Here is a 26,003-nt window from a genome sequence, read left to right as displayed (position 1 = left end):
CCCCTGGTCGGTGTGGAGCCCGGTCGGTGGCGGCGGACCGGGAACGATGCGGTGGATGATCGCACCATCGGGGTGGCTCCGCCAGCAGCGTGCGCCGCGATGGGGGTCGGTGCGGGCGGCGGAGGAGAGAGTCCGCAGGTCAGTGGGGTTGCGGGTGGGGTCGGACGGGGTGGGGGAGATTTGGGTAGCCTGGGCGCACGATGAACATCCTGACGACGGCCACCGGCGACTTCACCCTCACTCGTTTTCCCGAGCACCCGCGCGAGCAGCTGCGGGCCTGGGACGCCGCCGACGAGTACCTGCTGCGGCACCTCGCCGAGAGCGGGGTCGAACTGTCCGGCACGGTGGTGGCGCTCGGGGACCGGTGGGGGGCGCTGGTCACGGCGCTCGCCGCGCACGGGCCGACGCAGATCAGTGATTCGTACCTGGGGCAGCAGGCTACGCTCGCCAACCTGGGGCGGAACAGGGGCGGGGCGGACGGGGTCACGCTGCTCACCACCCGGGACACTCCGCCCGCGCGGATCGACGTGCTGCTGGTGCGGGTGCCGAAGAGCCTGGCGCTGCTGGAGGACCAGCTGCACCGGCTGGCCCCGGCCCTGCACGCGGACACGGTGGTGGTCGGTACCGGGATGGTGACGGAGATCCACACCTCGACGCTCCAGCTCTTCGAGCGGTTGATCGGTCCGACCAAGACCTCGCTCGCGGTGAAGAAGGCCCGGCTGATCTTCAGCACCCCGGCGCCGGGGCCGGCGCGTGGGGCCGACCCGTGGCCGCTCAGCTATGCGCTGCCGGGGGACATCGGGGTGGCCTCGGGGCGGACCGTGGTCAACCATGCGGGGGTGTTCTGCGCGGAGCGACTGGACATCGGGACCCGGTTCCTGCTGCAGCACCTGCCGGTGCGGCGCGGGCCCGAGCTGGTGGCCGACCTCGGGTGCGGCAACGGGGTGGTGGGGACGGCCGCCGCGCTCGGCAACCCCGAGGCGGAGCTGCTCTTCGTGGACGAGTCGCACCAGGCCGTGGCCTCGGCCGAGGCGACCTTCCGGGCCAACCTGCCGGCCGGGGCCAAGGCCACCTTCCGGGCGGCGGACGGGCTCGCCGGTACGCCGGCCGGCTCGCTCGACCTGGTGCTCAACAACCCGCCGTTCCACAGTCACCAGGCGACCACCGACGCCACGGCGCGGCGGATGTTCCTCGACGCGCGGGCCGCGCTGCGGCCGGGCGGCGAGCTGTGGGTGGTCGGGAACCGGCACCTCGGGTACCACGTGACGCTGCGGCGGATCTTCGGCAACGCCCAACTCGTGGCCGGCAACCCGAAGTTCGTCATCCTCCGGGCCGTCAAGCGCTGACCCGGGGCGCGCCGGCCGGCCCGTTCAGGGCGTGGACATCAGGTACGCGAGGACGGCGAGCACCCGGCGGTTGTCGTCCTCGGAGGGTGAGAGCTCCAGCTTGGTGAAGATGCTGGTGCTGTGCTTGGAGACGGCCTTCTCGCTGACGAAGAGCCGCTGGGCGATGGCGCTGTTGGACCGGCCCTCGGCCATCAGCTCCAGGACCTGGCGCTCCCGGTCGGAGAGGCGGGAGAGCGGGGTGCTGCGGTGTTGGCGGCCGAGCAGCTTGGTGACCACCTGAGGGTCCATCACCGTGCCGCCCCCGGCGACGGTGCGGATCGCGTCCACGAACTGGTCGTCGCTGAACACCCGGTCCTTGAGCAGGTACCCGACCCCACCTGACTGGTCGGCGAGCAACTCCTCGGCGTACAGCGGCTCCACGTACTGCGAGAGCAGCAGGATCGGCAGGCCGGGGAGGCGGGACCGGGCGGCAAGGGCCGCCCGGAGGCCGTCGTCGGTGTGGGTGGGCGGCAGCCAGATGTCGACGACGGCGAGCTCCGGCCGGTGTTCGAGCAGTGCGTCGAGCAGGCCCGGCGCGCTGTCGGTGGCCGCCGCGATCTCGAAGCCCCGGGCCTTGAGGAGCCGCACCAGGCCCTCCCGGAGTAGGAAGAGATCCTCCGCCACCACTACCCGCACGGCACCTCCAGGGCCACCACCGTCGGCCCGCCGGGCGGGCTGCTGACGGTCAGGATGCCATCGAAGGCCGCCATCCTGCGCTCCACCCCCGCCAGGCCGGTGCCCCGGCTCGGGTCGGCCCCGCCGATGCCGTCGTCGGCGACGTACAGGCGCAGCCGGCCGTCGGTGTGGGTCAGGTGTATTCGCAGGGTGCTCGCGGAGGAGTGGCGTACGGCGTTGGTCACCAACTCGGCCGTCGCGAAGTAGCAGGCCGACTCCAGCGGGAGGTCGAGCCGGACGGGGAGGTCGATCTCCGTCTCGCAGGGCAGCGGCAGCTCCCGGGAGAGCGCGCGGACGGCCTCGCCGAGGCCTCGGTCGGCCAGCACGGGTGGGCAGGTGCCGCGGACCAGGCTGCGCAGCTCCTCCAGGGCGGTGGCCGAGGAGACCCTGGCCTCCACCACCAGGGCCGCCGCCTCGGCCGGGCTGGTGCGGATCAGCTCCTCGGCGACCCGCAGGTTCATCCCGATGGTGACCAGCCGGCCTTGGGCACCGTCGTGCAGGTCGCGCTCGATCCGGCGCAGCTCGGCCGCCGCCGAACTCACCGCCTCGGCCCGGGTCTCGGCCAGCTCCTGCACCCGACGGGAGAGCGCCGGATCGGGCTCGCGGCCCAGCATTCGCCGCAGATCGGGCAGCACAGTGCGCGGCAGCAGCCAGAGCCCGAGAGCGAGCAGCAGCGCGCCGTGGATGCCGGCCAGCACGGTGATGTGGTGACTGAGCTCGGAGGGGAGGCCCGGTGGCGGGCCGACCGGAGTGCCGAAGGTGCGGATCTCCAGGAGGGAGCCGCTGAACCCGCCCTGGATCACGCCGTACGCGCCCACCGCGAGCAGGCCGAGCGTGGCGAGGTGGGCCGCCGCCCGTGGGCGGTGCAGCGCGGCGGTGCCGAGGGCCACCAGCACGGCCAGGCCGATCGACCAGTACGTGACGGCGAGCCCGATCCCGGTGCCGGGCTCGGCGGGAGCCCAGAGCGGGAACCCGAGCAGACCGGCGACCATGGTGGCGACGCCCGGGAGGAGCAGGGCCCAGGGGGTGGCGGAGGCTGAGGCCGGGGCGGCGGACCCGGCGGGTGGAGCGGTGAGGCGGGGGAGGGCGGCTGCGGCTGCGGCGGCGAGCAAGGGGATGGCGAGGCCGCCCACCAGGTGGTCCATCAGTGGGAGGGGCGGGGTACTGGTCAGCCAGGAGGGCCAGGCCAGGACGGAGCCGGCCACCGCTGCGGTGATGGGGACGGTGCGACGGCCGGGGGCCTGGCCGGGTGGGTACGCGGGGAGGATGGCCAGCAGCAGGGCGGGGAGCAGGAGGGTGGCCGGCAGCAGGTCGAGGGCGGCCAGGCCGGGCACGGTGACGACGTAGCCCGGGCCGCCGGGGTTGTGGAGTGCACGGAGGAGCACCGTCACCTCGCCGAAGGCGGCGAACCCGAGCAGGGCCGCTGCGCAGTGCCGGACCAGCCGCTCGGCTCGGCCCGGTAGGTCGGCAGAGGCCGCGCCCGGTACGGCGGTAGGAGCCGCGCCCGGTGCGGAGGCAGGGGCCGCGCCTGGTGAGGCCGCCGACACGACCGGTCTGCCCCTGGCCGACGCCGAGCGGAGCGCCACCGCCAGGCAGATCGCCGTCAGGGCCACCAGGACGCCCGCTGTCCAGGGCACCCGATCACTGAAGGCCCACATGACTACCCCCGTCTCTTCAACCGGCCGCACCCTGCGGCCCGAGATCATGCTCGCGCTCGGGGAGGCCGGCCCGCCATGGTGCAGGGCCTACTTCTGAGGGTGGGTAAACCCCTACCGCCGGATGGGTGAGGGAAGCTCAGGCACTGGGGCTGACCAGGGAAATCGGGCCACCGGGTCGTCGTCGTGAGCGGAGTTCAGGACCAGAGGTCGGCGAGGGCGGTGGCGAGGTCGGCTGGGGTGCGGTGCAGGACGGCGCGCATGCCCAGGCCGGCGGCCGCCGCGACGTTCTTCGGGCTGTCGTCGACGAAGAGGCAGCGGTCGGGGGCGAGGCCGACGCGGTCGGCGGCGAGGTGGTAGAGGGCCGGGTCGGGCTTGGCGAGGCCGACCCGGGCGCTGTTGACCACCTGGTCGGCGAGGTCGGTCAGGCCGAGGGCCGCCAGGTCCTCCTCCAGCCAGACGGTGGCGTTGGTGACCAGTAGCACCGGGACGTGGGCCCGGGCCCGCCGGAGCAGGGCCACCGCCGTCTCGTCGGCCCAGGCCGGGCTGTGGGCGAACGCCCGGGCCAACTCCCCGGCGCGCTCGGCGTCCAGGGGCGCGAGGCCGTCGGCGAGCGCCGCCGTCCAGGTGACCCGGTCGAGTGCGCCGAGCACCAGCCGGTCCCCGACCCCCGGGCGGAACGCGGCCCGGAAGGCGGCCCCGGCCGGGAGCCCCGCCGCCCGCTCCAGACGGGCCACCTCACGGTGGTCGAAGAACCGCACCACCCCGTCCAGGTCGCACAGCACGGCATCGAACGGTCGGCTCGCCCCTTGTCCAGTCACCAGCCTTTCCTACCAGGCCGGAAACCGGTTGCCACGAGCGGGCCGGGGAGCGCAGGCTGGCGGACGTGATCCCCCTCGTGCAGGACCTCGGCCGCAAGGGCCCGACTGGCCGCCAACGGGCCGTTCCAGCAGTAGGACCGACGGAGGATCACCATGCCCGATCACACCACCATCCGGGCCTACCGGCCCGCTGACGAGCGTTCCTGGCTGCACTGCCGGGTGCTCTCCTTCCTGGACACCGCGTACTTCGACAACGTCCTCCGGGAGCGGCCGCCCGTCGTGCCGCCGGGGCGCGGACTGGTCGCCGTCGACCCGGACGGCGCCGTGCTGGCGCTGCTGGACGTGAGCGTGACGGGGTCGCTGGCGACCATCGAATCCGTGGCCGTGCGGCCGGAGCACCGGCGGCGGGGGCTGGCGACCGCCCTGCTGGCCGCCTGGCTGGCCGAGGTGCCCGCCGGGGTCGACACGCTGGACGCCTGGACCAGGGACGACCCCGGCACCCTCGACTGGTACCGCGCGGCCGGCTTCGCCGAGAGCGAGCACTTCCTGCACGTCTACGCCGACCTGCGCAGCCACCCCGAGGAGCCGGATCGGGCCATCGGCGCGCGCCGCCCGGGGCTGCGGCCCATCACCCTCTTCCTCTCCGCGCCGCTGGCCGAAGCGGCCCGGCTGCGGGGTGAGTTCGGGCGGGTGCACGTCTGCCGCCGGTTCAGTCGGCCGCTGACCCGGTCGGTCGCCGGGTAGGTGGTCAGACGGACGGGGATGGGGTGAGGACGAGGGTGGCGTTGTGGCTGCCGAAGCCGAAGGAGTTGGAGACGGCGGCCGTCAGACGGGCGCGCCGGGCGGTGCCGGTGACGATGTCGAGGTCGACCTCGGGGTCGAGGGTGTCGAGGTTGGCGGTGGGTGGGATGACGCCGTCGCGCAGGGCCAGCACGGTGGCGAGGGCGCCGACCGCGCCCGCTGCGCCCAGCAGGTGACCGGTCATCGACTTGGTGGCGGTGACAGCCGGGTGGGTGCCGATGGCGGCGGTGATCGAGCGGGCCTCGGTGAGGTCGCCGGGCGGGGTGGAGGTGGCGTGGGCCTGGACGAGGGAGACCTCGGCGGGGGAGAGGCGGGCCTCGGCGAGGGCGCGGCGGATGGCGCGGATCTGGCCGTCCGGGTGCGGGGCGGTGATGTGGTGGGCGTCCGAGGTGACGGCCGCTCCGGCGAGGGTGGCGTGGGCCCGGGCGCCGCGGGCGGCGGCGTGCTCGGCCCGTTCGAGCACCAGCAGGGCCGCGCCCTCGCCGATCACGAAGCCGTCCCGGTCCACGTCGAAGGGGCGGGAGGCGCGGGTCGGGTCCTCGTTGCGGGTGGAGTGCGCCTTCGCCTGGGCGAACCCGGCCAGGGTGATCGGGCAGATGGAGGTCTCGGCGCCGCCGGCCACCACCACGTCGGCCCGGCCGAGGCGTATCAGGTCCAGGCCCAGCGCGATCGCCTCGGCGCCGGAGGCGCAGGCGCTCACGGGGGTGTGGGCGCCGCCCTGCGCGCCGAGTTCGATGGCGACCCAGGCGGCCGGGCCGTTGGCCATCAGCATCGGCACGGTGTGCGGCGAGACCCGCCGGGAGCCGGCGGCCTCCAGCACGTCGTCCTGGCCCAGCAGAGTCAGCACGCCGCCGGTGCCCGTCCCGATCACCACGGCCAGCCGCTCGGGCACCACCTCCGGCGCACCCGCGTCGGCCCAGGCCTCCCGGGCCGCGACCAGCGCCACCTGCTCGCACCGGTCCAACCGCCGGGCCAGCACCCGGTCCAGCTGCGTGCTCGGCTCGACGGCCAGCTGCCCGGCGATCCGCACCGGCAGCCCGGCCGCCCACTCCTCCTCGATCGCGCTGATCCCGGACCGCCCGGCGAGCAGCCCCGCCCAGGTGTCGGCCACGTTCCCGCCGAGCGGGGTGGTCGCCCCGAGACCGGTCACCACGACCTTCGCCTGCTCTTGAATCTGCACTGCGCTACCCCCTGGGTGTGACGAGAGACACTCGTGGAAACTTGTCAGGCCGACACAACTCCGGCGCGGACTGCCCGGCCGGGGAGTGATCGGCAGGACTCCACCCTGCCCAGGTGATGACAGTTGGTCAGGTGTTGATCGGTACGCAGTCGGTCGGCGTGGCTTTGTGGGGATCGGACAGTCGGGATCGGGCAGCCGAGCGGGCGTCAGGTGGTGGTCGGGCCGGCGGCGGCCATCAGGGCCTGCCACGGAGCGCCGTCGAAGATCAGCTCGATCGCGGTGATCCGGCCGTCGCGGAGGCGGAAGTGCTCGGCGGTGCGCTGGGTGCCCACGGGGGAGGCGGTGTGCACGTCGTAGACGAGGACGGCCTCGTCCTCGCCGTACAGCTCGCTGCGCAGCTCGACGCCGGTGACGATCGACAGCAGGCCGTCGATGCCGTCGAGGTGGCCGGTCGGGCTGTCCGAGGTGACGAACGGGCTGCGGAAGGTGAAGCCCGCGCCGGTCAGTGCGGCGGCGGCCGTGACGTCGCCGCGGAAGCGGGCCTCGTGGTAGGCCCGGACGGTCTGACGGGTGGTCACGGTGTTTTCCCCTCGGGGCGGTGGGCGAGGTGGTGATCGAGCCGGCGCTGGTTCTCGACCAGGCGGAGGCAGAAGTCGCGAAAGGTGTCCAGCTCGGCGTGGGTGAAGCCGCGGAAGACGGCGGACATCGCGCGGCGGGTGGGCTCGCGGAAGGCGGCCAGCCAGGCCGTGCCGGCGGGGGTGGCGACCACGCGGACGGAGCGGCGGTCGTGCGGGTCGGGCTCGCGCCGGACCAGGCCGTCCCGCTCCAGGGTGTCGACCAGGCCGGTGACATTGCGCGAACTGACCCCGCCGGCTCGGGCCAACTCGCCGATGTGCAGGCCGATTTCAGGTTGGTGGAGACTGGTGAGGCGGACCAGGACGTCCATGGCGCCGGCGCTGAGGCCGCGCCCGCCGGCGCCCTGGCCGCGCAGCTTGTCCATGGACTGGGCCGCCGCGCGGACGGCGGCCGCGGTCTCCAGGGCGGCGGTGTCGCCGTCGACCGCGAAGCCGGCCATAGCGGACCGGACTCCGGGGTCGAAGCGCAGGCCGTTGGCGTCGGTGGCCAGGCCCTCGTCAGATTTATGTACGCCCTTCATAATGAACGGCTACATTACTTGCTGGCGCACCGTTGGGGTAGGGGTGTCGGGAAGGGAATCTGAGTCGGCGCGGAACTCGGCGAGGAACAGGTCGATTTGTCGACTCGTTAGGGGCGGGGCGGCAGTGGTCTCGCCAGCCGGGGGCGAGGGTAGCGGTGGTGACCCAGGGCTCCCGGCAGTGCGCGGTGGCCCCGCGAGTCTGACTTCCTGGGAGTTTCCTGTCAATTCCTGAGAGATTGCTGTCCACTTCGCGACGTTGTCATGTTCTTCCCATGACATGCACGCCGCAGCTCCCCTACGGTGAGCAGCGCTCCCGGCAGCCGATGCACCGTCAGCCGGGCGCAATCCCCCACTGTTTCCGCCCTCCGCGCCGGTCCCGTCCGGATCTGCGGCGCGGCGCGGCGCGCCGGCCCCCACGACCGGCGACCCCCACAAGGAGTTCATCGATGCGTTCCCGCATGGCGCTCGGCCTCACGGCCGCGCTCGCGCTCTCCGGCAGCCTGGTCTTCACCACCACGGCCACCGCTGTCACCGCCGCCCCGGCCGGGCACCACGTGCGCCACCACCACTACGCGACCGGCCTCAACCTGGCCGCGTTGAAGTCGCACAAGGCCGCCGTCCGTCCGGCCGCCGCGGCCGCCACCTCGCGGGCGCTGGCCGCGCTCGCCCCGCACGCCCGCCCCGGCTACGCTCCCGCCAGCGCGGACCTGACCAACTACGCCCTCTCGCCCGGCGACCAGGGCCAGGTCGGCGCCTGCGTCACCTGGGCCACCGGCTACACGGGCTACGGCATCCTGATGAACGAGCAGGGCATCAGCGGCGCCCCGATGGCCCCGATGTACATCTACGCGCAGATAGCCCAGGGCAACGACCAGGGCACCTACGCCAGCGTCGCGCTGCCGATGGAGCAGCAGCAGGGCATCGACACCCAGTCCGACTACTGGCAGGGCACCAGCGACTACACCACCCAGCCGGACGCCAACGAGGTCGCCAACGCCGCCAACTACAAGCTCTCCGGCTTCGTCCAGCTGCCGAACAGCGGCGGCTCGGCCCGTTCGGCGATCGAGGACGCCATCTCCCAGGGCGAGCCGGTGCCGATCGGCTTCGAGGTCCAGCAGAGCTTCATGGACCTCAACTCGCAGACCGCCTCGGACTACAGCTACACGCCCGGTGACAGCGGCAGCGACCCGGTGGTCGGCGGGCACGAGATCACCATCGTGGCCTACAACGAGCAGGGCGTGACCATCGAGAACAGCTGGGGCAGCAGCTGGGGCAACGGCGGCTTCGCCAACCTGCCGTGGAGCTTCTTCGACGCGGGCGTGGTCGACGAGGTGAACGCGATGGGCAAGCTGGCCTCCTGAGGCGTCGGCCTGCTTCGGCCTGTGCCGGCCTGCTTCGGCCCGTGCCGGGCGGCCGGCTCCGGGTCGGACGGGTGTCCGTCGTGCCGCTGCTGGGGTGGTGCGGCGGGCGCCTGCCGCACCACCGCTTTCGCGGGCGGGCAGTCTCCGTGGCCGTCAGTGCCAGCGGCGCTCGCCGTCCTGCCAGGTGTCGGTGGGGGTCAGACCGATCGCGGCGGCCACGGCGGCGGAGGCCCGGTGTTCGGGGTGGATGTGGGCCGCGAGGTCGGGTACGCCGTGGGTGCGGAGCCAGTCGGCCAGGCCGAGGGCGGCTTCGGTGGCGATGCCGCGGCCCTGCCAGGGGGTGCCGACCACCCAGGCGAGTTCGGCGCTGCGGGTCACGGGTGCCGTCGCGGTGGCCGGGGTGGTGGTGACCGTGGCCTGGACGGTGCCGGTCAGGCGGTGCTCGGCGCGGAGTCGGACCACCCAGTTGAGCCAGCCGACCGCGGGGTCGCCCGATCCGGCCGTCATGCGTTCGTACCGTGAGCGCAAAGTTGCCACGGTGGCAGGCTTGCCTCCGATGTAAGTGTGCAACGAGGGGTCGTCGAGCACCGCGGCCATCTCCTCGGCGTGACCGACCGTCAGCGGCAGCAGGTCCAGCCGGTCGGTGCGGATCACCTCCGGGGTCGGTCCGGCTGCGGCGGCAAGATCCAGTTCCATGGTGACCATGATGCCGCCGACCGGCCCGACCCCGGACTCCCGGCTTGGGAATCCCCGCCCCGGGGGTGCTACTCGGCCAGGGAGTTCGCGACCTCGCCGGCGGCCAGCTGAGCGCGGAGCAGGTCCTTGCGGACCTTGCCGATCGCGTTGCGCGGCAGCTCGCTGACCAGCTCGAGGCGGCTGGGCTGGTACCAGTCGGTCATGCCCCGGCCGGTGAGGAACGAACGGAGCTCCGCGAGGGTAAGGGCGCCCCCGGCCCCGGCCCCGGACCCGGCTCCAGCCCCGGCCCCGGGGCTGGGCACGACCACCGCACAGGCGAGCTCCTCGTCCTCGCGCGGCCGGTAGCCGACCAGCGCCACGTCACCCACACCCGGGTGAGCGAGCAGCTCCGTCTCCACGTCCGCGACCGGAATCATGAACGAGCCCCCGATCCGGTCCGCCGCCCGGCCGAACAGCCGCAGACCGCCCCGCCCGTCCGGCACGGCGAGGTCGCCGGTGTCGTACCAGCCGCCGTCCTGGTCGGCGAGGACGCGGAGTTCGCCGCCGTCCCGCCCGAAGGTGGCCAGGCAGAGGCCGCCGCCCCGGACGAAGAGGCGGGCGGGCTGCTCCGCGGTGGGGACGGCGCCGTCCTCGGTACGGAAATCCAGCTCCAGGGCCGCGCCCGGGCGGCCGTCACTCCGCGAACCCCAGAGCGGCGGGTCGTCGTGCCGGGTCCAGGTGTGCCCGGGCACCTCGGTCATGCCCCAGACCGTGCGCAGCGGCACGCCCCAGCAGTGTGGCACTCCGGCGACCAGCTGGGCGGGTACCGTGGTGGCGCCGCTGAGCACCATCCGCAGCGGCAACTTCGGTGCAGCGGAGCCGCGTTGCTCCGCCTCGGCGAGCAGCGCGGCCACGAACGGCGGTGCGCCCGCGAGCACGGTCGGCCGGCTCTCGCCGAGCAGGTCGAGCACGGCGGCCGGCTCCCAGCGGTCGACCAGCACCGAGGTGCCGCCGACCAGGAGCGGGAGCAGGATGCTGTACATCCCGCCGAACAGGTGCGTCACCGCCTGGGTGGCGTAGAACCGGTCGGTGGGGCCGAACCCCTCGGCCGACGCCACCACCGAGCAGCCCGCGTACAGCGTGTTGGCCGTGTGCAGCACGCCCCTGGGCTCGCCCGAGGTGCCGGAGGTGAACAGCACCATGGCCACCCGGTCCGGGTCCTCGGCCGGCGCGTCCTCGAGCAGCTCGGCGGTCGTGCCGCCGAGGGCGGAGGTGCGGTCGGGGTCCTCGAAGAAAGCGGTGAAGTCCACGGACCCCGCCGGCGCGCCGGCCGGGTCGAGCACCACCCGGTGCCGCAACTCCGTCAGCCGGGGCGTCATTTCGGCTACCGCCTCGGCGTGCCGCGCTCCCGCCCACTCGCCGGTCGTAATGCAGACCCCGGCCCCCAGTCGGGCCAGCACCCGCTCCAGTTCGCGCGGCCCGAGGGTCATCATCACCGGCGCCACCACGGCGCCGAGCCGCATGCAGGCCAGCATCAACGCCCCCACCTGCCAGACGTTCGGCAGCTGGACCAGCACCGCCTCGCCCGCCCGGACGCCTAGCTCGGCCAGTGCCGCCGCGAACCCCTGTACCTGATCAGCAAATTGACGATACGTCAGTTCGTGTCGCCCGGTCGCCGAGTGGGCGATCACGGCCGGTGCATCCGGAGTTTCGTCCCGCCAGTGCCGGAGGTCCGCGAGCGGCCCGGTCGTCCGCCAGACCCCGGTGGCCAGGTGCTCGCGCACCGCGTCCTGCGCAGGGCGCAGCTCCGCCAGTTCCTTCATCGGTCGTTCCCCCCTGACTGCGTTCCGCCCGGCCCCCAGCCGAGCGGCGATCATCCGGACGGTGATCATCCGGAATCGTACGGGAGGCGGTCGGAGGACGGTCGGAGGGCGGTCGGCGGACGGCCTGAGGGCGACCGGATGAGGGGTAGGCGGAGGATCAGGCGGAGGTGGCCGGCGAGGGGGTGGTGGCGGGGGTGAATTCGAGGATGCCGTCGGCGATCGGGTCACTGAGCAGGGCCTTCCGGTCGTGCCGGTAGTCCATCACCATCCGCCACGGGAAGTCGCGGCCCTGGCGCGGCATGATGCCCTTGGCCCGCTGGATGTAGCCGGAGGAGAGCTCGTCGACCACGCCCTCGGTGGTGGCGTTGGCGGCGTGGTCGACGGGGGTGGCCACGGCCTGGCCGGTGCGGTCCAGGTGGCCCAGCAGGCGGACCAGGTAGCCGGCGGCGAGGTCGACCTTGAGCGTCCAGGAGGCGTTGGTGTAGCCGAACACCCAGGCCAGGTTGGGGAGTCCTTCGAGCAGCACGCTCTTGTAGGTGCAGACCTCGTGCAGGTCGCGCGGCACGCCGTCCACGCTGACCGCCGCGCCGCCGAGGGCCTGGAGGTTGAGGCCGGTGGCGGTGACGATCACGTCGGCGGGGAGTTCGCGGCCGGAGGCGAGCCGGATGCCGGTGGGGGTGAAGGTGTCGATGGTCTCGGTGACCACCGAGGCGCGGCCGGTGCGGAGGGCGGTGAAGAGGTCGCCGTCGGGTATCGCGCAGAGGCGCTCGTCCCAGGGGGCGTACTTGGGGCTGAAGTGGCTCAGGTCGAACTCCGGGCCGACGCCCCGGCGGACGCCCGCCAGCAGCAGCTTGCGCACCGGCCCGGGGAAGCGCCGGGCGGCCTTGAACATGGCCTGCTGCACCACGATGTTGCGCCGCCGGGTCATCCGGTGGACCAGGTCGGCGGGCAGGAACTTCTTCAGGGTGGCCGTGATCCGGTCGACCGAGGGCAGCGAGAACACGTACGAGGGTGAGCGCTGGAGCATCGTCACGTGCTCGGCCGTCTCCGCCATCGCCGGGACGAGGGTGACGGCGGTGGCCCCGCTGCCGATCACCACCACCCGCTTGCCGGCGTGGTCGAAGCCGGCCGGCCAGTGCTGCGGGTGGATCAGCTCGCCCTCGAACCGGTCGGCGCCGGGGAACTCCGGCCGGTAGCCCCGGTCGTAGTCGTAGTAGCCGGTGCAGGTGACCAGGAAGGAGCAGGTCCAGGTCTCGGTCTCGCCGGTGGCCTCGCGCAGCGCGGTCACCGTCCACCGCTGCCGCTCGCTCGACCAGTCGGCGGCCACCACCTTGAGCCCGTAGTGGATCGACTTGTCGACACCGTACTCGCGGGCGGTGGCGGCCACGTACTCGCGGATCGACCGCCCGTCGGCCAGCACCTTGAGCTCGTTCCACGGCCGGAACTCGTAGCCGAAGGAGAACATGTCCGAGTCCGAGCGGACGCCCGGGTAGCGGAACAGGTCCCAGGTGCCGCCGATCGCCTCGCGGCGCTCCAGGATCGCGAACTCGCGGCCCGGCAGCTCGCGGCGCAGGCGGCAGGCGACGCCGATGCCGGAGATCCCGGCGCCGATGACGAGGACGTTGGTGTGGTTCGAGGTCATGGCACCACTGTCCTGAGTCGAACGGGCGGACGTATTGTCTTTTCCCGACAGACTTTTGGCATTCTGCGACAGGGAGCCCCACGAGCGGCTCCCTGTCCGGGCGGGAGGGGTGCGGGCGGTGGGGAGCCTGATCCGGGCCACCAATCTGCACGGGTACGGCGCTCTGGTCCGGGAGTTGGGCGGCGATCCGGGTCCGCTGCTGCGGCGGTACGGGATCCGGCCGGGGGTGGAGCTGGTCGAGGACGCCTTCGTGTCGTACGGGCCGTTCGCGCGGCTGCTGGAGACCACGGCCGAGGAGCTCGACTGCCCCGACTTCGGCCTGCGGCTCTCGGCCTGGCAGGGGCTGGGCATCCTCGGGCCGGTCGCGGTGATCGCGCGCAACTCGGCCACCGTGCTGGGGGCGTTCGCCGAGATCGGGCGGTACCTGCACGTCCACTCGCCGGCCCTGCGGCTCTCGGTGGCCGGGCCCGGGGAGAGCGGGTACCGGGCCGGTTCGACCACCTTCCACTTCGCGATCGAGGAGCGCGGGCTGCCGTACGTGGCGCAGAGCTACGAGCTCAGCCTGGCGAACGGCGCCCGGATCGGGCGGCTGCTGGCCGGGCACGAGATGCGGCCGCGGGTGGTGGCGTTCCGGCACGGGCGGTGCGGGCCGCTCGCCGCGTACGAGGAACTCTTCGGTGCGCCGGTGCTGTTCGAGCAGGACTGGTGCGGCATCGAGCTCGGCGACACCGACGCCCATCGCCCGGTGGACAACGCCGACCCCGCCACCCGCCGGATCGTCGCCCGCTACCTGGAGACGACCCATCGCGCTGGCGAGGAACTCGCGCCCTTGGTGGCCGAGTTGACCCGCCGCCTGCTCCCCACCGGCACCTGCTCCGCCGAGGCGATCGCCGGCCACCTCGGCCTGCACCCGCGCACCATGCAGCGCCGCCTCGCCGAGGAGGCCACCACCTTCGCCGCGATCCTCGACCACGAACGCGCCCAGCAGGCAGGACGGCGATGGTCACGGCCGGGTTCCCGGCGCCGCCGTCCGGCGTGAGGGCCCGGGTGGCCAAGGCGAGCAACAGGATCGCGGCGGCCGAGGCGGGCACCTGGCGTGAGCGGGCGTACAGCAGTAGCCATCTCATGCGCTCGCCTCCCCGGTGAGGGTGCAGGTGGCCGGGGCGGGCAGCAGGTTCGCGGTGGCCGAGGCGGGCACCTGGCGGGAGCGGGCGTACAGCAGTAGCCATCTCATGCGCTGGCCTCCCCGGTGAGGGCCGGGAGGCTGTTGCGGCAGTCGAGGGCGGCGGTGTGGGCGCGGGCGATCCTGGACCGCTGTTCGGCTGGGGGCAGGGCGGTCAGTCTGGTCCAGGCGGTCTCGGCCTTGGTCCAGGTGTCGCGGGAGTAGGCGTCGGCCGCTTCGAGCGGGTGGAACCGGTGGTCGCCGAGGGCCCAGCTCGCGGCGATGCTCTGGGCGGGGAGGTCGAGGAGGCCGGCGCCCTCCCAGATGGTGCGCGGGCCGCAGTTCGGGGTCAGGCCCTGGGCGACCAGGAGGCGGGTGAGGTCCGGGCCGCTCGCGTGGGCGAGCAGCGGGTCGTTGAAGTCGACCAGGACCAGGCCGGGGGAGAGCCGGCGGTCCTCGGAGATCGCGCGCAGGTCGGTCTCCTCCTGGATCCGGGTGGGCGCCTGGTCGCCGAGCGCCTCGTGCAGCAGACGCAGCGCCTCCGCACCGCGCGGGGCGAGCTCGGCCAGGCGCGAGCGGTGCACCTCGGTGACGCAGACCTGGCCGGAGCAGACCGGCGCGGCGGCGGCCCGGTCCAGGACGAAGGAGTCGCGGGCGGAGGCCGGGAGCACCAGCAGGGCCAGCGCCGCGCCGGCCAGCACGGGGGCGAGGGCGAGCAGCCGAGCCCGGCGGGTGGCGGCGGTCAGCAGGGCGAGGCCGGTGGCGAGCAGGCCGAGCAGCCAGAGGGACTGGCCGAGGTGGACGGCACCGGAGAGGGTCAGCAGCAGCTGGCGCGGCATGTCGGTGACGGGGGAGAGCAGGGCGAGGCGGTTCGGCGCGATGCCCGCGGGCAGGGCGCTGTCGGTGGTCTGGCGGAGCAGCATGACGCTCAGCAGGACGGCGATCGTGAGCAGCGGCGGGGTGAGCACGGAGGGCAGCACCCGGGCCACGCCCATGCCGAACACGGCCGCCGCAGCCAGGGCCAGCGCCGCCACCAGCGAGATCGGCAGCCAGCCGAACGGCAGGTACGTGGCGCTGCCGAGCGCGACCTGCACCGCGCCCCAGAGCACCAGCAGGCCGAAGGCCACCGCGAGCGGCAGGCACCGGAACAGCTGCTGGGCACTGGTGCAGCTGGCGGTGAACCTGCTGTTCAGATACGGCTTGAACGGATCGATCAGCCCGCGTCTGGAGGCTCCGAAGTCCATGGCGGAGGCGATGGGTTCGTCCAGTGGGGTGGTCTTGAACTCCCGGACGGTCTTGCGATCGAGACGGAGGTGACGGGCGATGGCGCTGATCGCCCACTTCCGGTCCAGCAGCCGGTGCACGTCTGTGTACCGGTCCCGGGCCCGCTCGACGATGGGCGTGCGCGGCAGATGGGGCATCGGCAGGTCGATCACCGGAAGCGCGGACGTCTCCTCCTGTTCGGCATGTTTGCGCAGGCAGGGGCGGTGTTGGTGGCAGGTCTTCTCGACTGCGGCAGACAGGTTCTGGAGAAGGTGCCAGCGATCGGCCTCCTTGATCCCCCGCGTGTAGGCGGTGGCGCGGCCGCGGCAGATGATCTCCGCGCTGGGGTGCTCGCGCAGCCAGGTGGCGAAGGTCTCCGAGGTGCGGTCCGGGAGTATGTCCACCACGCGGCCCATCTCGACGTTGACCAGCACGGTGCCGTAGGTGCGGCCGCGACGGAACGCGAACTCGTCCACACCGAGGACCCGCGGCGCCCGGTCCGGCACCTCGGGTGCTTCCAGCAGCCCGAGCAGGCGGGTACGACCTGCGGGAATGCTGAGTTTGCGGCACATCCGCTCGCCGGCCCGGCCTCCCAGCTCGACGGCGACGTCCTTAAGCCACTGCTTCAAGCCGACGCTGGACCGCAGGTGACGCTCGCTCAGTCCCCGGACCGGCTCGACGAACGTCCGGCGCGGACAGCGGCGGCAGTCCCAGAAGAACTGCCGTACCCGCAGTCGTAACGCCAACTTCCTGCCAATGAGAAGACGTTCGGCCAGTGTTCGCCGGTATGTGGAGTGGGTCCGCCTTCCCCGGCTTCCGCAGCCCGAGCAGCAGGGCACCGGGCCGCAAGCGACGACCTCGACCAGGACGAGCTCCGGGCCGGCGGTCAGTCGCTCCAGTGCAACGTCGACTCCGGGGAACAGCACATCCTCGATCGAGCGCAGGACCACGTGGAGGTCATCCCGCAGGGAAACGATCCTGCATGCATGCCGATGAGCTGGCCTCTCACGGAATCGCGGTCAGAGCCTCGAATTTCCCCGCCGGCCGCTCAGGTGTTGGCCGGACATGCTGGCTTGGTTTCCCCATGCTGGCACAGGCGGTGGGTGCGCCGACGGCGAAAGTGGAGGTCGCCGCTGGGCGGGTTGGGGAGGAGAGCCAGAGGCCCGCCTGGCAAAGGATCATCAGGCGGGCTCGTGGGGCTAGATGCTCGGCAGGGCCGGGAGAGCGGCCAGGGGGTGGGCCTCGATGTAGGACCGCCGGCTCGCTGGGTGTGGACAGCGAGTCGGCGGTGGTTGGCCGGCTGTCGATGTACTCGTCTCTGATGGTGCGGTGGTCGTGAGTCCGAGTCCTGACCGGGTGGACGGTCGGTCAGGTGACGATCTTTCAGATCGCCTGGTGGGCTTGGGTCGGTGCCGCGTCTGACGGACCTGGCGGAGAGTCGTGTCCTGGCGGCGCGAGGCGCGGCCGCCTGTCGCCGCTACGTCCTATTGCCCCGGTTCCCAGGCGCGGAGCAGGTCGATCAGCCCTGCGTCTCCGTCGACGTGCAGGGAGTCGGTCGGGATACGGTCGTAGCAGAAGAGGACCAACTCGCTGGCCGTGCCGTGGATGGAGATGCCGACTGCGTCTGAGCCCTCGCTGGTCGTGGCGCCGGGCGCGGGGATGCGAGTGGAGCGAGCACCGTCGCCGTCGACCGTGAGGCGCCAGGAGCGGCCCTCGGCGGCGTGGAAGTCGAAGCTCGTGGGCTTGTGCGGCCAGGCACTCGCCGTTGCGCAGCAGGTGAACAGGAACTCCTCGACACCGTCGAGTGCCACCTCGGCCGGCAGCGGCTGCGGGGTGCCCGCGGTGACCTGGGCGTCGTAGGTGTGCACCGCTGTCTCCTGGACCCGGTGCCGGGCGACCCCGCCGGAGTTCTGCGGTGACTGCGACGCCGGCCACCACGTCCAGCAACCGCTCTCCGGCCCTGCCTCGCGCAGGGCGCTCAGCAGCTGCTGCGTTGACGTGGCCAGCCAGCCCAGCAGGGCCTCACGCTCCCGCGGCACTTCCAGGGCGGCGCGCGCAGCGGTGGCCTCGGCCGGGGGAGCGTCGGCAGGCCCGGCACTGACGATGGCGGCCCAGAAACGGTCTCCCCCACCCAGGTGCTCCGCCAGATCGAACAGTGTCCACTCGGGGCAGGTCGGCACCTGTACGTCGAGACTGGGCGCGGCGGCGACCGCGGCGCGGAAGGCGGTCGACCGCTCATCGATCAGTCGCAGCAGGTCAGGGAGCTCAAGAGTCTTTTGCACCTCGGATGTCTATCACCGTGCTCCGGTCATCGGACAGCGATTTTGGCAGTCGCTGCGTCTGGCCGTTGCGGGCGTGGTCCTTGCCACGCGCCGCTCGGGCGACAAGCTGCCCGCTGCTGCGAGGACGCTGGTGGTGGCGGTGCGTCCAGCGTCGTGTCTGTCGGTGCTCTGGCCTCGTCGCGCGGCCGGGCGCCTCAGCGATCTGACGGACACGGACACCTGGTGCGCGCGGTCATGCTGCCGCCCGATGCGGTGGACGCGGAGATCGCGGCGGTGGGGATGACCGGCCGGGTCGGGTGGTCATGTGGCGCCAGGAGAACCGGCCGCGCCGGGACCGGCGGGTACGGCGCCCGCCGGGTACGGCGCCGGCAGGGGTGGCGTTCCGCCGGGACACCTCAGGCTGCGGCAGGCGCCGGGGTGGATACCGGACGGGCAGCCGGACTGGCGGTCGTGATCCGCAGCGCGCGGACGTCGCGCACCGCGAGCATGGCGCCGACACAGCCGAGGACCACCACAGCGGCCCCGAACAGCGTCGTACGCACGCCGATCGCGGCGCTGAGCGGGCCGACGGTCGCCTGGGAGAGTGGGATGGCCACGACGGAACCGAGCGCGTCGTAGGACTAGACGCGCGCCAGCCGGTCCTCGGGGATCTCCTGCTGCAGGGAGGTCTCCGAGGCGATGCTGTCCTGTTCCACACCCAGCGCCGGGCGACGAACTCCTGCCAGCCGACGCGCAGTTCGTGCAGCATGCCGATGCCTGCGGACGTGGGCGAGGATTCCTGGGCGAGCGCCGTCGTCGGTCTGACGCGGAGGCCTGCGAGGAGCAGGCCCGAGAGGGCGAAGGTGGCGTGCCGAGCGTCAGGTCCCACCCCGGACTGGCGACGGCCACCACGGCGCCCCCGAGCGCGGCCCCACCGATCATCGCGCGGTTCGGGCCGTCCTGTTGAGCGCGTTGGCCTGCAGGCGCAACTCGTCCGGCACGGTCTGCGGCAGCAGCGCAGAGGAGGCGGGCATGGCGAACGCGGCGAACGTTCCATCGCAGACCGACAGCGCCAGGATCCACGGGATAGTCGCGTGATGGATGAGGACGAGTGCCGCCGGTGCTCCCTGGCCGGCCGTGCTGAGTACGCTCGGCCCGACCGGCACCAAGCGGCGCGGCAGCCGGCCGGCGAGGACACCGCCGAAGAGCACGAACGCCACGTCGAAGAGCACGAACGCCACGTCGAAGAGCGAGCGCACGGCGACCACCAGGCCCAGCCGAGTCGGCGACCCGGTGGCCGGCTACCGCCGCGGCCACCCACCGCCCAACGACAACCGCTCCCGTACGTCGTCACCGGTGTCGTATGGCACTACCAGCTCATCCAGCCCACACACGTCGAGACGGACCCCGGCCTCAGCCTGCGCTTCCACGCCGTCGGGACAGCACTACGGTGTGCTCGACGGGCAGGTACCCCCACCCCGATCGCAACTCGCGGTGATCAGGCCGACACGCGACCGGGGTTCGTTCGCCAGTCAGCGATCGAAACCGCCATCTGCCGGCCGTGGTCACCAGGTGTTGGGCAGTCCGATCGGCAGCTCCTTGCATGAATGTTCCGTGGTGCGTATATTCATGCCACATCGAAGGAGGGAAGTGTCATGGCGTTGCGAGTCGCGGTTGCCGGTGCCAGTGGTTATGCGGGGGGTGAGGCGCTGCGCCTGCTGCTCGGGCACCCCGAGGCGGAGATCGGCGTGCTGACCGGGGGGTCGAACGCCGGGGCGCGGTTCGGGGAGTTGCAGCCGCACCTGCTGCCGCTGGCCGACCGGGTGCTCGAGCCGACCACGCCCGAGGTGCTGGCCGGACACGACGTGGTGTTCCTCGGGCTGCCGCACGGCCAGTCCGCCGCCGTCGCCGAGGCGCTCGGCGAGGACGTGCTGGTGGTGGACTGCGGCGCGGACTTCCGGCTGAAGGACGCCGCGGTCTGGGAGAAGTTCTACGGTTCGCCGCACGCCGGGACGTGGCCCTACGGCCTGCCCGAGCTGCCCGGCCACCGCGAGGCGCTGCGCGGCACCAAGCGGATCGCCGTCCCCGGCTGCTACCCGACGGCCGTGACGCTCGCCCTCTTCCCCGCCTACGCCGAGCGCCTGGTCGAGCCGGAGGCCGTGATCGTGGCCGCCTCCGGGACGAGCGGCGCCGGCAAGGCCGCCAAGCCGCACCTGCTCGGCAGCGAGGTGATGGGCTCGATGAGCCCGTACGGGGTCGGCGGCGGCCACCGCCACACGCCCGAGATGGCGCAGAACCTGCTGCCCGTCGCGGGCGAGCCGGTCACCGTCTCGTTCACCCCCACCCTCGCCCCGATGCCGCGCGGCATCCTGGCCACCTGCAGCGCCAAGGCCAAGCCGGGCGTCAGCTACGAGGCCGTCCGCGCCGCCTACGAGAAGGCCTACAGCGGCGAGCCGTTCGTCCGGCTGCTGCCCGAGGGCCAGTGGCCGCAGACCAGCAGCGTGTACGGGTCGAACGCGGCCCTCGTGCAGGTCGCCCTCGACGAGCACGCCGGGCGGGTGATCGTGGTGAGCGCGATCGACAACCTGGTGAAGGGCACCGCCGGTGGCGCGGTGCAGAGCATGAACATCGCCCTCGGCCTGCCGGAAGAGCTGGGCCTGCCCCTGAACGGAGTCGCACCGTGAGCACGGAGTCCAGCAGCAACGTAGGAGTGACCGCGGCCAAGGGCTTCCGGGCCGCCGGCGTCACCGCCGGTCTCAAGGCGAGCGGCCTGCCCGACCTGGCCCTGGTGGTCAACGACGGCCCCTCGTACGCCGCCGCCGGCGTCTTCACCTCCAACCGGGTCAAGGCCGCTCCGGTGCTCTGGTCGGAGCAGGTGCTGAAGGGCGGTCAGGTGGCCGCCGTGGTGCTCAACTCCGGTGGGGCCAACGCCTGTACCGGCCCGCTGGGCTTCCAGGACACCCACGCCACCGCCGAGAAGGTGGCCGAGGAGCTCAAGATCAGCGCCGGCGAGGTGGCCGTGGCCTCCACCGGCCTGATCGGGGTGCGGCTGCCGATGGACCTGCTGCTGCCCGGCGTCGAGCAGGCCGCCCAGGGGCTCAGCGAGACCGGTGGCGAGCAGGCCGCGATCGCCATCAAGACCACCGACACCGTGCACAAGACCGCCCAGGTCACCAGCCCGGCCGGCTGGACGGTGGGCGGCATGGCCAAGGGCGCGGGCATGCTCGCCCCGGGCCTGGCCACCATGCTGGTGGTGCTCACCACCGACGCCGCTCTGCTCGCCGAGGACCTGGACGCCGCGCTGCGCGCCGCCACCCGGACCACCTTCGACCGGGCCGACTCCGACGGCTGCATGTCGACCAACGACACCGTGCTGCTGCTCTCCTCCGCCGCCTCCGCCGTCGTCCCGGACACGGCCGAGTTCGCCGCCGCCGTGGAGACGGTCTGCGCCGACCTGGCCCGCCAGCTGATCGGCGACGCCGAGGGCGCCAGCAAGGACATCCGGATCGACGTGACCGGCGCGGCCACCGAGGACGAGGCCGTGGACGTGGGCCGCACCATCGCCCGGAACAACCTGCTCAAGTGCGCCCTGCACGGCGAGGACCCGAACTGGGGCCGGGTGCTGGCCGCGATCGGCACCACCAAGGCCGCCTTCGACCCGGACCAGCTGGACGTGGCGATCAACGGCGTCTGGGTCTGCCGTAACGGCAGCGTCGGCGAGGACCGTGACCTGGTGGACATGAAGGGCCGGGAGATCGTCATCACCGCCGACCTGAAGGCCGGTCAGGCCGAGGCCACGGTCTGGACCAACGACCTCACCGCCGACTACGTGCACGAGAACAGCGCCTACTCCACCTGATCCGCAAAAAGGACGACTGACGTGCAGATCGCACCCAAGGGCGAACAGGCCCGGAACAACACCGCGCTGCCCAAGGCGATGACGCTGATCGAGGCGCTGCCCTGGCTGGAGCGCTTCCACGGCAAGACCGTGGTGATCAAGTTCGGCGGCAACGCCATGGTGGACGAGGAGCTCAAGGCCGCCTTCGCCCAGGACGTGGTCTTCCTGCGCTACGCCGGGCTGCACCCGGTGGTCGTGCACGGCGGCGGCCCGCAGATCAGCAAGCAGCTGGAGAAGCTCGGCCTGGAGTCCTCCTTCACCAACGGCCTGCGCGTCACCACCCCCGAGACCATGGACGTGGTCCGGATGGTGCTGGCCGGTCAGGTCCAGCGCGAACTGGTCGGGCTGCTCAACTCACACGGCCCGTTCGCGGTCGGGATGACCGGCGAGGACGCGCACACCATGACGGCGGTCAAGCGGTACGCCGTGGTGGACGGCGAGCAGGTGGACATCGGCCTGGTCGGCGACATCGTCAACGTGGAGGCCGGCGCCGTGAAGGCGCTGATCGCCGACGGCCGGATCCCGGTCATCTCCAGCATCGCCCGCGGCGGCGACGGCCACGTCTACAACATCAACGCCGACACCGCCGCCTCGGCCCTGGCCGTGGCGCTCGGCGCCGAGATGCTGGTGGTGCTCACCGACGTGGAGGGCCTCTACGCGGACTGGCCGAACTCCGACGACGTGATCAGCCAGCTCAGCGCGGACGAGCTGGACGAGCTGCTCCCCACCCTGGCCAGCGGCATGCTGCCCAAGATGGAGGGCTGCCTCAACGCGGTGCGCTCCGGGGTGGGCACGGCGCGCGTGCTGGACGGGCGGGTGCCGCACTCGCTGCTGCTTGAGATCTTCACCGACGAGGGCATCGGCACCATGGTCGTGCCCGACACCGACACCATCGTGACCCGGGGGCTGGCATGACCACCAACGAGCAGGCGACGCAGCGGTGGCAGCACGCGCTGATGAACAACTACGGCACGCCCCGGCTGCCGCTGGCCCGCGGCGCCGGCTCGACCGTCTGGGACGAGGACGGCAAGCCCTACCTCGACCTGGTCTGCGGCATCGCGGTCAACGCGCTCGGCCACGCCCACCCGGCCGTGGTCGAGGCGGTCAGCCGGCAGATCGGCGAGCTGGGCCACGTCTCCAACCTCTTCCAGGCCGAGCCGACCGTCCGACTGGCCGAGCGGCTGCTGGCCCTGGACGAGCGGCCCGCGCGGGTCTTCTTCTGCAACTCGGGCGCCGAGGCCAACGAGGCCGCCTTCAAGATCAGCCGGCTGACCGGCCGGACCCACCTGGTCTCGCTGGAGGGCGCCTTCCACGGCCGGACGATGGGCTCCCTCGCGCTCACCGCCCAGCCCGCCAAGCAGACCCCCTTCCTCCCGCTGCCCGGCGAGGTCACCCACGTGCCCTTCGGCGACATCGAGGCGCTGCGGGCCGCCGTCACCACCGAGACGGCCGCCGTCTTCCTGGAGCCGATCCAGGGCGAGAACGGCGCGATCCCGCTGCCCGAGGGCTACTTGAAGGCGGCCCGCGAGATCACCCGGGCCACCGGCACCCTGCTGGTGCTCGACGAGGTGCAGACCGGCATCGGCCGGACCGGCCACTGGTTCGCCCACCAGGCGTACGAGGGCGTCGAGCCGGATGTGATCACCCTGGCCAAGGGCCTCGGGGGCGGGCTGCCGATCGGCGCCGTGATCGCCTACGGCGCGGCGGCCGAGCTGCTCCAGCCGGGCCACCACGGCACCACCTTCGGCGGCAACCCGGTGGTCGCGGCGGCGGCCCTCGCGGTGCTCGACACCATCGAGGGCGAGGGCCTGCTGGCCCAGGTCCGCAAGACCGGCGAGCTGCTGCGCAGCGGCATCGAGGCGATCGGCTCCCCGCTGGTCAGCCACGTGCGGGGCGCCGGGCTGCTGCTCGGCATCGTGCTCACCCAGCCGCTGGCGGGCCAGGTGCAGGCGGCGGCACAGGAGGCCGGGTTCCTGGTGAACGCGGCCGTGCCGGACGCGGTGCGGCTGGTGCCGCCGCTGGTGCTCACCGAGGCCGAGGCCGACCGCTTCCTCGCCGCACTGCCCGGGATCCTGCGGGCTGCGCTGGATGCCGCCCCCGACGCGAAGCCGCGCGGCTAGTCCGGGAGAATCACCAGTATGACCGCTTCCCAGCCCGATCCGTCCGCCGCCGACCCGTCCGCTGTCGGGCCGACCGCGCAGGTGCCGCAGACGCGCACCGCGCGGCACCGGCGGATCGTGGACCTGTTGACCCGTCAGCCCGTGCGCTCGCAGAGCCAGCTGGCCAAGCTGCTCGCCGACGACGGTCTCGTGGTCACCCAGGCCACCCTCTCCCGGGACCTGGACGAGCTGGGTGCGGTCAAGATCCGCAACCGGGACGGCGCCCTCATCTACGCCGTCCCGGCCGAGGGCGGGGACCGCACCCCGCGCGCGCCCATGGGCGAGTCCGCCAGCGAGGGCCGGATGGCCCGGCTGGCCGGCGAACTCATGGTCTCCGCCACCGCCTCCGGCAACCTGGTGGTCCTGCGCACCCCGCCGGGGGCCGCCCAGTTCCTGGCCTCCGCGATCGACCAGGCCGAGGTGTTCGAGATCATCGGCACCATCGCGGGCGACGACACCGTCCTGCTGATCAGCCGTGACCCGGCCGGCGGCCAGGCCCTGGCCGACCACCTGATGCAACTGGCCCAGGCGAAGGCCCAGTAGCCGGGTTGACCGCCCGCCACCCGCTCCCTATGGTCTGGACCATTCCGGAGGACGGGGAGTGGCGAGTTGACGGTGCATCCGGGCGGTCGGCGCGGGCGGCGGTCCTCTTGGGCGGCGGACCCGGCCACAGCGGGGGCGCCGGCGGGGGAGCCGGCCGAGCCGGGGCTGTTCGGGCGGCCGTACCTGGCGGCGAGCCTGACCTTCGGGGCCGTGATGCTGCTGATCGGCTTCGCCGGGCTGGCCGTGGTGCCGACGCTGCCCACGGCGGCGCGGGAGCTGGACGGGGTGGCGCTGTTCCCCGTGGTCGCGGGGTGCTTCGTGGCGGCGAACCTGTTCGGCGGCGTGCTCGGCGGGCACTGGGCCGACCGGGCCGGGGCGGGGCGGCCGCTGGCCGTCGGCATGCTGCTCTCCGTCCTCGCCCTGCTGGTGGCCGGCACCAGCGGCACGATCTGGCAGCTCGCCGCCGGCCGCCTAGTGGACGGCCTGGCCGCCGGCCTGGTCTCGGTCTCCGTCACCACCGCCATCGGCCGGCGCTACCCCGAACGCCTCCGGGCCGGCATGCTCGCCCTCCTCGCCGCCGCCTGGATCCTCCCCTCCCTGATCGGCCCCCCGCTGGCCGCGCTGGTCGCCGCCTGGTCCTCCTGGCGCACCGTCTTCCTCGGCCTCGCCGCCCTCACCGCCCTCCCGGCCCTCGCCCTGATCGCCGTCCTGCGCCGGACGGGGGAGCAGGAGCCGCCGGCCGAGCCCCGAGCGGATGCCGAGCCCGAGGTCTCGCCGAAGGACGACCGGGTGCCGGTCGGGGCGGCGGCCGGGCTGAGCGCGGGGGCGGCCGTGTGCCAGTACGGGGCGTCCGGGTGGAGTACCGGGCAGCTGGTGGCGCTGGTCGTCGGGGGCGGCCTGCTGGGGTGGTTCGGGCCGAAGGTGCTGCCCGGTGGCGTGGGGCGGGCGGTGCGGGGGCTGCCGGTGACGGTGCTGCTGCGCGGGCTGTCGGCGGGGGCGTTCTTCACGGTGGAGGCGCTGGTGCCACTGGTGCTGGTGACCGAGCGGCAGGTGCCGGCCCTGGTGACGGGGGTCGGGTTCACGGGGGCGGCGGTGCTGTGGACGGTGGCCTCCTGGGCGCAGTCCAAGCTGCGGGCCGCCGGGCACCGGCCGGTGGTGGCCGGGGCCGGGGTGCTGGCCGTCGCGGTCGGGCTGGCGTCGGCGGCCTGCCTGCCGGGGGTGAGCCCGCTGCTCGGGGTGGCGGCGCTGCCGGTGGCGGCGGTCGGGATGGGCTTCCTGACGCCCGCGCTGACCGTGCTCTCGCTGCGGCACGGCACCCGTCACGGCTACGCCACCGGCGCGATGCAGACGGCGCAGAACCTGGGCCAGGCCGCCCTCCTCGCCCTCGCCTCGCTGGTGCTCAACGCCGTTGCGGCCCTGGGTGGTTCGGCCCTGCCGGGCTATGCTGCGGCGGTGGCGCTGCTGCTGGTGCCGGTGGCCCTGGTGGCGGCCCTGGCGGGCCGCGCGAAGGCGGTCTGAGAGCGGCCCGAGGGCGGCCCGGGTC

The 26,003-nt window shown here is 73.2% G+C and carries 23 protein-coding genes; 10 read left to right on the top strand and 13 right to left on the bottom strand.

Going from position 1 to position 26,003, the window contains the following annotated elements; all coding sequences use genetic code 11:
* Window positions 1-200 precede the first annotated feature (200 nt).
* Window positions 201-1,346, top strand: a complete 1,146-nt coding sequence (locus CFP65_RS05770) for a methyltransferase (protein WP_104815058.1) — start codon at window positions 201-203, stop codon at window positions 1,344-1,346.
* Window positions 1,347-1,370: 24 nt separating this feature from the next.
* Here the strand turns inward: CFP65_RS05770 and CFP65_RS05765 are convergent, their stop codons facing one another.
* From CFP65_RS05765 to CFP65_RS05755, 3 genes are all read right to left on the bottom strand, one after another.
* Complete coding sequence (locus tag CFP65_RS05765) at window positions 1,371-2,021, bottom strand: response regulator transcription factor (protein WP_104815057.1); 651 nt, start codon at window positions 2,019-2,021, stop codon at window positions 1,371-1,373.
* Window positions 2,012-3,697, bottom strand: coding sequence for a sensor histidine kinase (locus tag CFP65_RS05760; protein ID WP_254552248.1), 1,686 nt, complete (start codon window positions 3,695-3,697; stop codon window positions 2,012-2,014). Before CFP65_RS05760 ends, CFP65_RS05765 begins: the two co-directional genes overlap by 10 nt.
* Window positions 3,698-3,912: 215 nt before the next feature.
* The gene (locus tag CFP65_RS05755) at window positions 3,913-4,536 is read right to left on the bottom strand and encodes an HAD family hydrolase (RefSeq protein WP_371682367.1); all 624 of its coding nucleotides are present in this window, start codon (window positions 4,534-4,536) and stop codon (window positions 3,913-3,915) included.
* A 153-nt stretch (window positions 4,537-4,689) separates the two neighbouring features.
* On the opposite strand from CFP65_RS05755, the gene CFP65_RS05750 reads away from it, so the two are divergent.
* Window positions 4,690-5,280, top strand: a complete 591-nt coding sequence (locus CFP65_RS05750) for a GNAT family N-acetyltransferase (RefSeq protein ID WP_104815055.1) — start codon at window positions 4,690-4,692, stop codon at window positions 5,278-5,280.
* Window positions 5,281-5,284: 4 nt separating this feature from the next.
* On the opposite strand, the gene CFP65_RS05745 is transcribed toward CFP65_RS05750, so the two are convergent.
* The 3 genes from CFP65_RS05745 to CFP65_RS05735 form a co-directional block, all read right to left on the bottom strand.
* A complete protein-coding gene (locus CFP65_RS05745) occupies window positions 5,285-6,517 on the bottom strand; it encodes a beta-ketoacyl synthase (RefSeq protein WP_254552247.1) in 1,233 nt (410 codons plus the stop codon).
* A 206-nt stretch (window positions 6,518-6,723) separates the two neighbouring features.
* Window positions 6,724-7,095 carry a hypothetical protein gene (locus tag CFP65_RS05740; protein ID WP_104815054.1) on the bottom strand — a complete coding sequence of 124 codons (372 nt, stop codon included), beginning with the start codon at window positions 7,093-7,095 and terminating at the stop codon, window positions 6,724-6,726.
* On the bottom strand, window positions 7,092-7,673 hold the full coding sequence (locus CFP65_RS05735; protein WP_104815053.1) for a MarR family winged helix-turn-helix transcriptional regulator: 582 nt from the start codon (window positions 7,671-7,673) through the stop codon (window positions 7,092-7,094). Before CFP65_RS05735 ends, CFP65_RS05740 begins: the two co-directional genes overlap by 4 nt.
* A gap of 446 nt (window positions 7,674-8,119) precedes the next feature.
* On the opposite strand from CFP65_RS05735, the gene CFP65_RS05730 reads away from it, so the two are divergent.
* On the top strand, window positions 8,120-9,034 hold the full coding sequence (locus CFP65_RS05730) for a C1 family peptidase (RefSeq protein WP_254552246.1): 915 nt from the start codon (window positions 8,120-8,122) through the stop codon (window positions 9,032-9,034).
* A 153-nt stretch (window positions 9,035-9,187) separates the two neighbouring features.
* Here CFP65_RS05730 and CFP65_RS05725 read toward each other — a convergent pair whose 3' ends face one another.
* The 3 genes from CFP65_RS05725 to CFP65_RS05715 form a co-directional block, all read right to left on the bottom strand.
* The gene (locus CFP65_RS05725; RefSeq protein ID WP_104820676.1) at window positions 9,188-9,730 is read right to left on the bottom strand and encodes a GNAT family N-acetyltransferase; all 543 of its coding nucleotides are present in this window, start codon (window positions 9,728-9,730) and stop codon (window positions 9,188-9,190) included.
* A gap of 68 nt (window positions 9,731-9,798) precedes the next feature.
* On the bottom strand, window positions 9,799-11,532 hold the full coding sequence (locus CFP65_RS05720; RefSeq protein WP_158702049.1) for an AMP-binding protein: 1,734 nt from the start codon (window positions 11,530-11,532) through the stop codon (window positions 9,799-9,801).
* Between the two features lie 157 nt (window positions 11,533-11,689).
* A complete protein-coding gene (locus CFP65_RS05715; protein ID WP_104815051.1) occupies window positions 11,690-13,174 on the bottom strand; it encodes an NAD(P)/FAD-dependent oxidoreductase in 1,485 nt (494 codons plus the stop codon).
* Window positions 13,175-13,292: 118 nt separating this feature from the next.
* Here CFP65_RS05715 and CFP65_RS05710 point away from each other — a divergent pair, with 118 nt between their 5' ends.
* Window positions 13,293-14,213, top strand: a complete 921-nt coding sequence (locus CFP65_RS05710; protein WP_104820675.1) for an AraC family transcriptional regulator — start codon at window positions 13,293-13,295, stop codon at window positions 14,211-14,213.
* Window positions 14,214-14,404: 191 nt separating this feature from the next.
* Here CFP65_RS05710 and CFP65_RS05705 read toward each other — a convergent pair whose 3' ends face one another.
* From CFP65_RS05705 to CFP65_RS05690, 4 genes are all read right to left on the bottom strand, one after another.
* Window positions 14,405-16,228 carry a transposase gene (locus CFP65_RS05705; RefSeq protein WP_104815050.1) on the bottom strand — a complete coding sequence of 608 codons (1,824 nt, stop codon included), beginning with the start codon at window positions 16,226-16,228 and terminating at the stop codon, window positions 14,405-14,407.
* Window positions 16,229-17,083: 855 nt separating this feature from the next.
* Window positions 17,084-17,881, bottom strand: coding sequence for a maleylpyruvate isomerase family mycothiol-dependent enzyme (locus tag CFP65_RS05700; protein WP_104815049.1), 798 nt, complete (start codon window positions 17,879-17,881; stop codon window positions 17,084-17,086).
* A 395-nt stretch (window positions 17,882-18,276) separates the two neighbouring features.
* Window positions 18,277-18,477, bottom strand: a complete 201-nt coding sequence (locus CFP65_RS05695; protein ID WP_104815048.1) for a hypothetical protein — start codon at window positions 18,475-18,477, stop codon at window positions 18,277-18,279.
* A gap of 321 nt (window positions 18,478-18,798) precedes the next feature.
* On the bottom strand, window positions 18,799-19,137 hold the full coding sequence (locus CFP65_RS05690; protein ID WP_256387299.1) for an MFS transporter: 339 nt from the start codon (window positions 19,135-19,137) through the stop codon (window positions 18,799-18,801).
* A gap of 378 nt (window positions 19,138-19,515) precedes the next feature.
* On the opposite strand from CFP65_RS05690, the gene argC reads away from it, so the two are divergent.
* The 6 genes from argC to CFP65_RS05660 all read left to right on the top strand — a co-directional run bounded on the left by argC (window position 19,516) and on the right by CFP65_RS05660 (window position 25,978).
* Complete coding sequence (gene argC, locus CFP65_RS05685; RefSeq protein ID WP_104815046.1) at window positions 19,516-20,544, top strand: N-acetyl-gamma-glutamyl-phosphate reductase; 1,029 nt, start codon at window positions 19,516-19,518, stop codon at window positions 20,542-20,544.
* Window positions 20,541-21,719, top strand: a complete 1,179-nt coding sequence (argJ, locus tag CFP65_RS05680; RefSeq protein WP_104815045.1) for a bifunctional glutamate N-acetyltransferase/amino-acid acetyltransferase ArgJ — start codon at window positions 20,541-20,543, stop codon at window positions 21,717-21,719. The genes argC and argJ overlap by 4 nt, the downstream gene beginning before the upstream one ends.
* Window positions 21,720-21,797: 78 nt before the next feature.
* Complete coding sequence (gene argB, locus CFP65_RS05675; protein ID WP_104820674.1) at window positions 21,798-22,673, top strand: acetylglutamate kinase; 876 nt, start codon at window positions 21,798-21,800, stop codon at window positions 22,671-22,673.
* Window positions 22,670-23,878, top strand: coding sequence for an acetylornithine transaminase (locus tag CFP65_RS05670; RefSeq protein WP_104815044.1), 1,209 nt, complete (start codon window positions 22,670-22,672; stop codon window positions 23,876-23,878). The genes argB and CFP65_RS05670 overlap by 4 nt, the downstream gene beginning before the upstream one ends.
* An 18-nt stretch (window positions 23,879-23,896) precedes the next feature.
* A complete protein-coding gene (locus tag CFP65_RS05665; protein ID WP_254552245.1) occupies window positions 23,897-24,460 on the top strand; it encodes an arginine repressor in 564 nt (187 codons plus the stop codon).
* A 72-nt stretch (window positions 24,461-24,532) separates the two neighbouring features.
* The gene (locus CFP65_RS05660) at window positions 24,533-25,978 is read left to right on the top strand and encodes an MFS transporter (protein ID WP_371682519.1); all 1,446 of its coding nucleotides are present in this window, start codon (window positions 24,533-24,535) and stop codon (window positions 25,976-25,978) included.
* Window positions 25,979-26,003 lie beyond the last annotated feature (25 nt).

Source organism: Kitasatospora sp. MMS16-BH015, assembly GCF_002943525.1.
In the GTDB taxonomy this organism is placed as follows: domain Bacteria; phylum Actinomycetota; class Actinomycetes; order Streptomycetales; family Streptomycetaceae; genus Kitasatospora.
Note: the sequence above shows the minus strand (reverse complement) of the source record. Positions and strands in the feature narration are given on the sequence as shown.

Excerpts from the sequence above, each read along its gene's own strand:
- CFP65_RS05730 (WP_254552246.1), top strand. The coding sequence starts at position 8,120 with ATGCGTTCCCGCATGGCGCTCGGCCTCACGGCCGCGCTCGCGCTCTCC.
- CFP65_RS05770 (WP_104815058.1), top strand. The coding sequence starts at position 201 with ATGAACATCCTGACGACGGCCACCGGCGACTTCACCCTCACTCGTTTT.
- argC (WP_104815046.1), top strand. The coding sequence starts at position 19,516 with ATGGCGTTGCGAGTCGCGGTTGCCGGTGCCAGTGGTTATGCGGGGGGT.
- CFP65_RS05665 (WP_254552245.1), top strand. The coding sequence starts at position 23,897 with ATGACCGCTTCCCAGCCCGATCCGTCCGCCGCCGACCCGTCCGCTGTC.
- CFP65_RS05750 (WP_104815055.1), top strand. The coding sequence starts at position 4,690 with ATGCCCGATCACACCACCATCCGGGCCTACCGGCCCGCTGACGAGCGT.
- CFP65_RS05715 (WP_104815051.1), bottom strand. The coding sequence starts at position 13,174 with ATGACCTCGAACCACACCAACGTCCTCGTCATCGGCGCCGGGATCTCC.
- CFP65_RS05735 (WP_104815053.1), bottom strand. The coding sequence starts at position 7,673 with ATGAAGGGCGTACATAAATCTGACGAGGGCCTGGCCACCGACGCCAAC.
- CFP65_RS05725 (WP_104820676.1), bottom strand. The coding sequence starts at position 9,730 with ATGGAACTGGATCTTGCCGCCGCAGCCGGACCGACCCCGGAGGTGATC.
- CFP65_RS05670 (WP_104815044.1), top strand. The coding sequence starts at position 22,670 with ATGACCACCAACGAGCAGGCGACGCAGCGGTGGCAGCACGCGCTGATG.
- CFP65_RS05720 (WP_158702049.1), bottom strand. The coding sequence starts at position 11,532 with ATGAAGGAACTGGCGGAGCTGCGCCCTGCGCAGGACGCGGTGCGCGAG.
- argB (WP_104820674.1), top strand. The coding sequence starts at position 21,798 with ATGACGCTGATCGAGGCGCTGCCCTGGCTGGAGCGCTTCCACGGCAAG.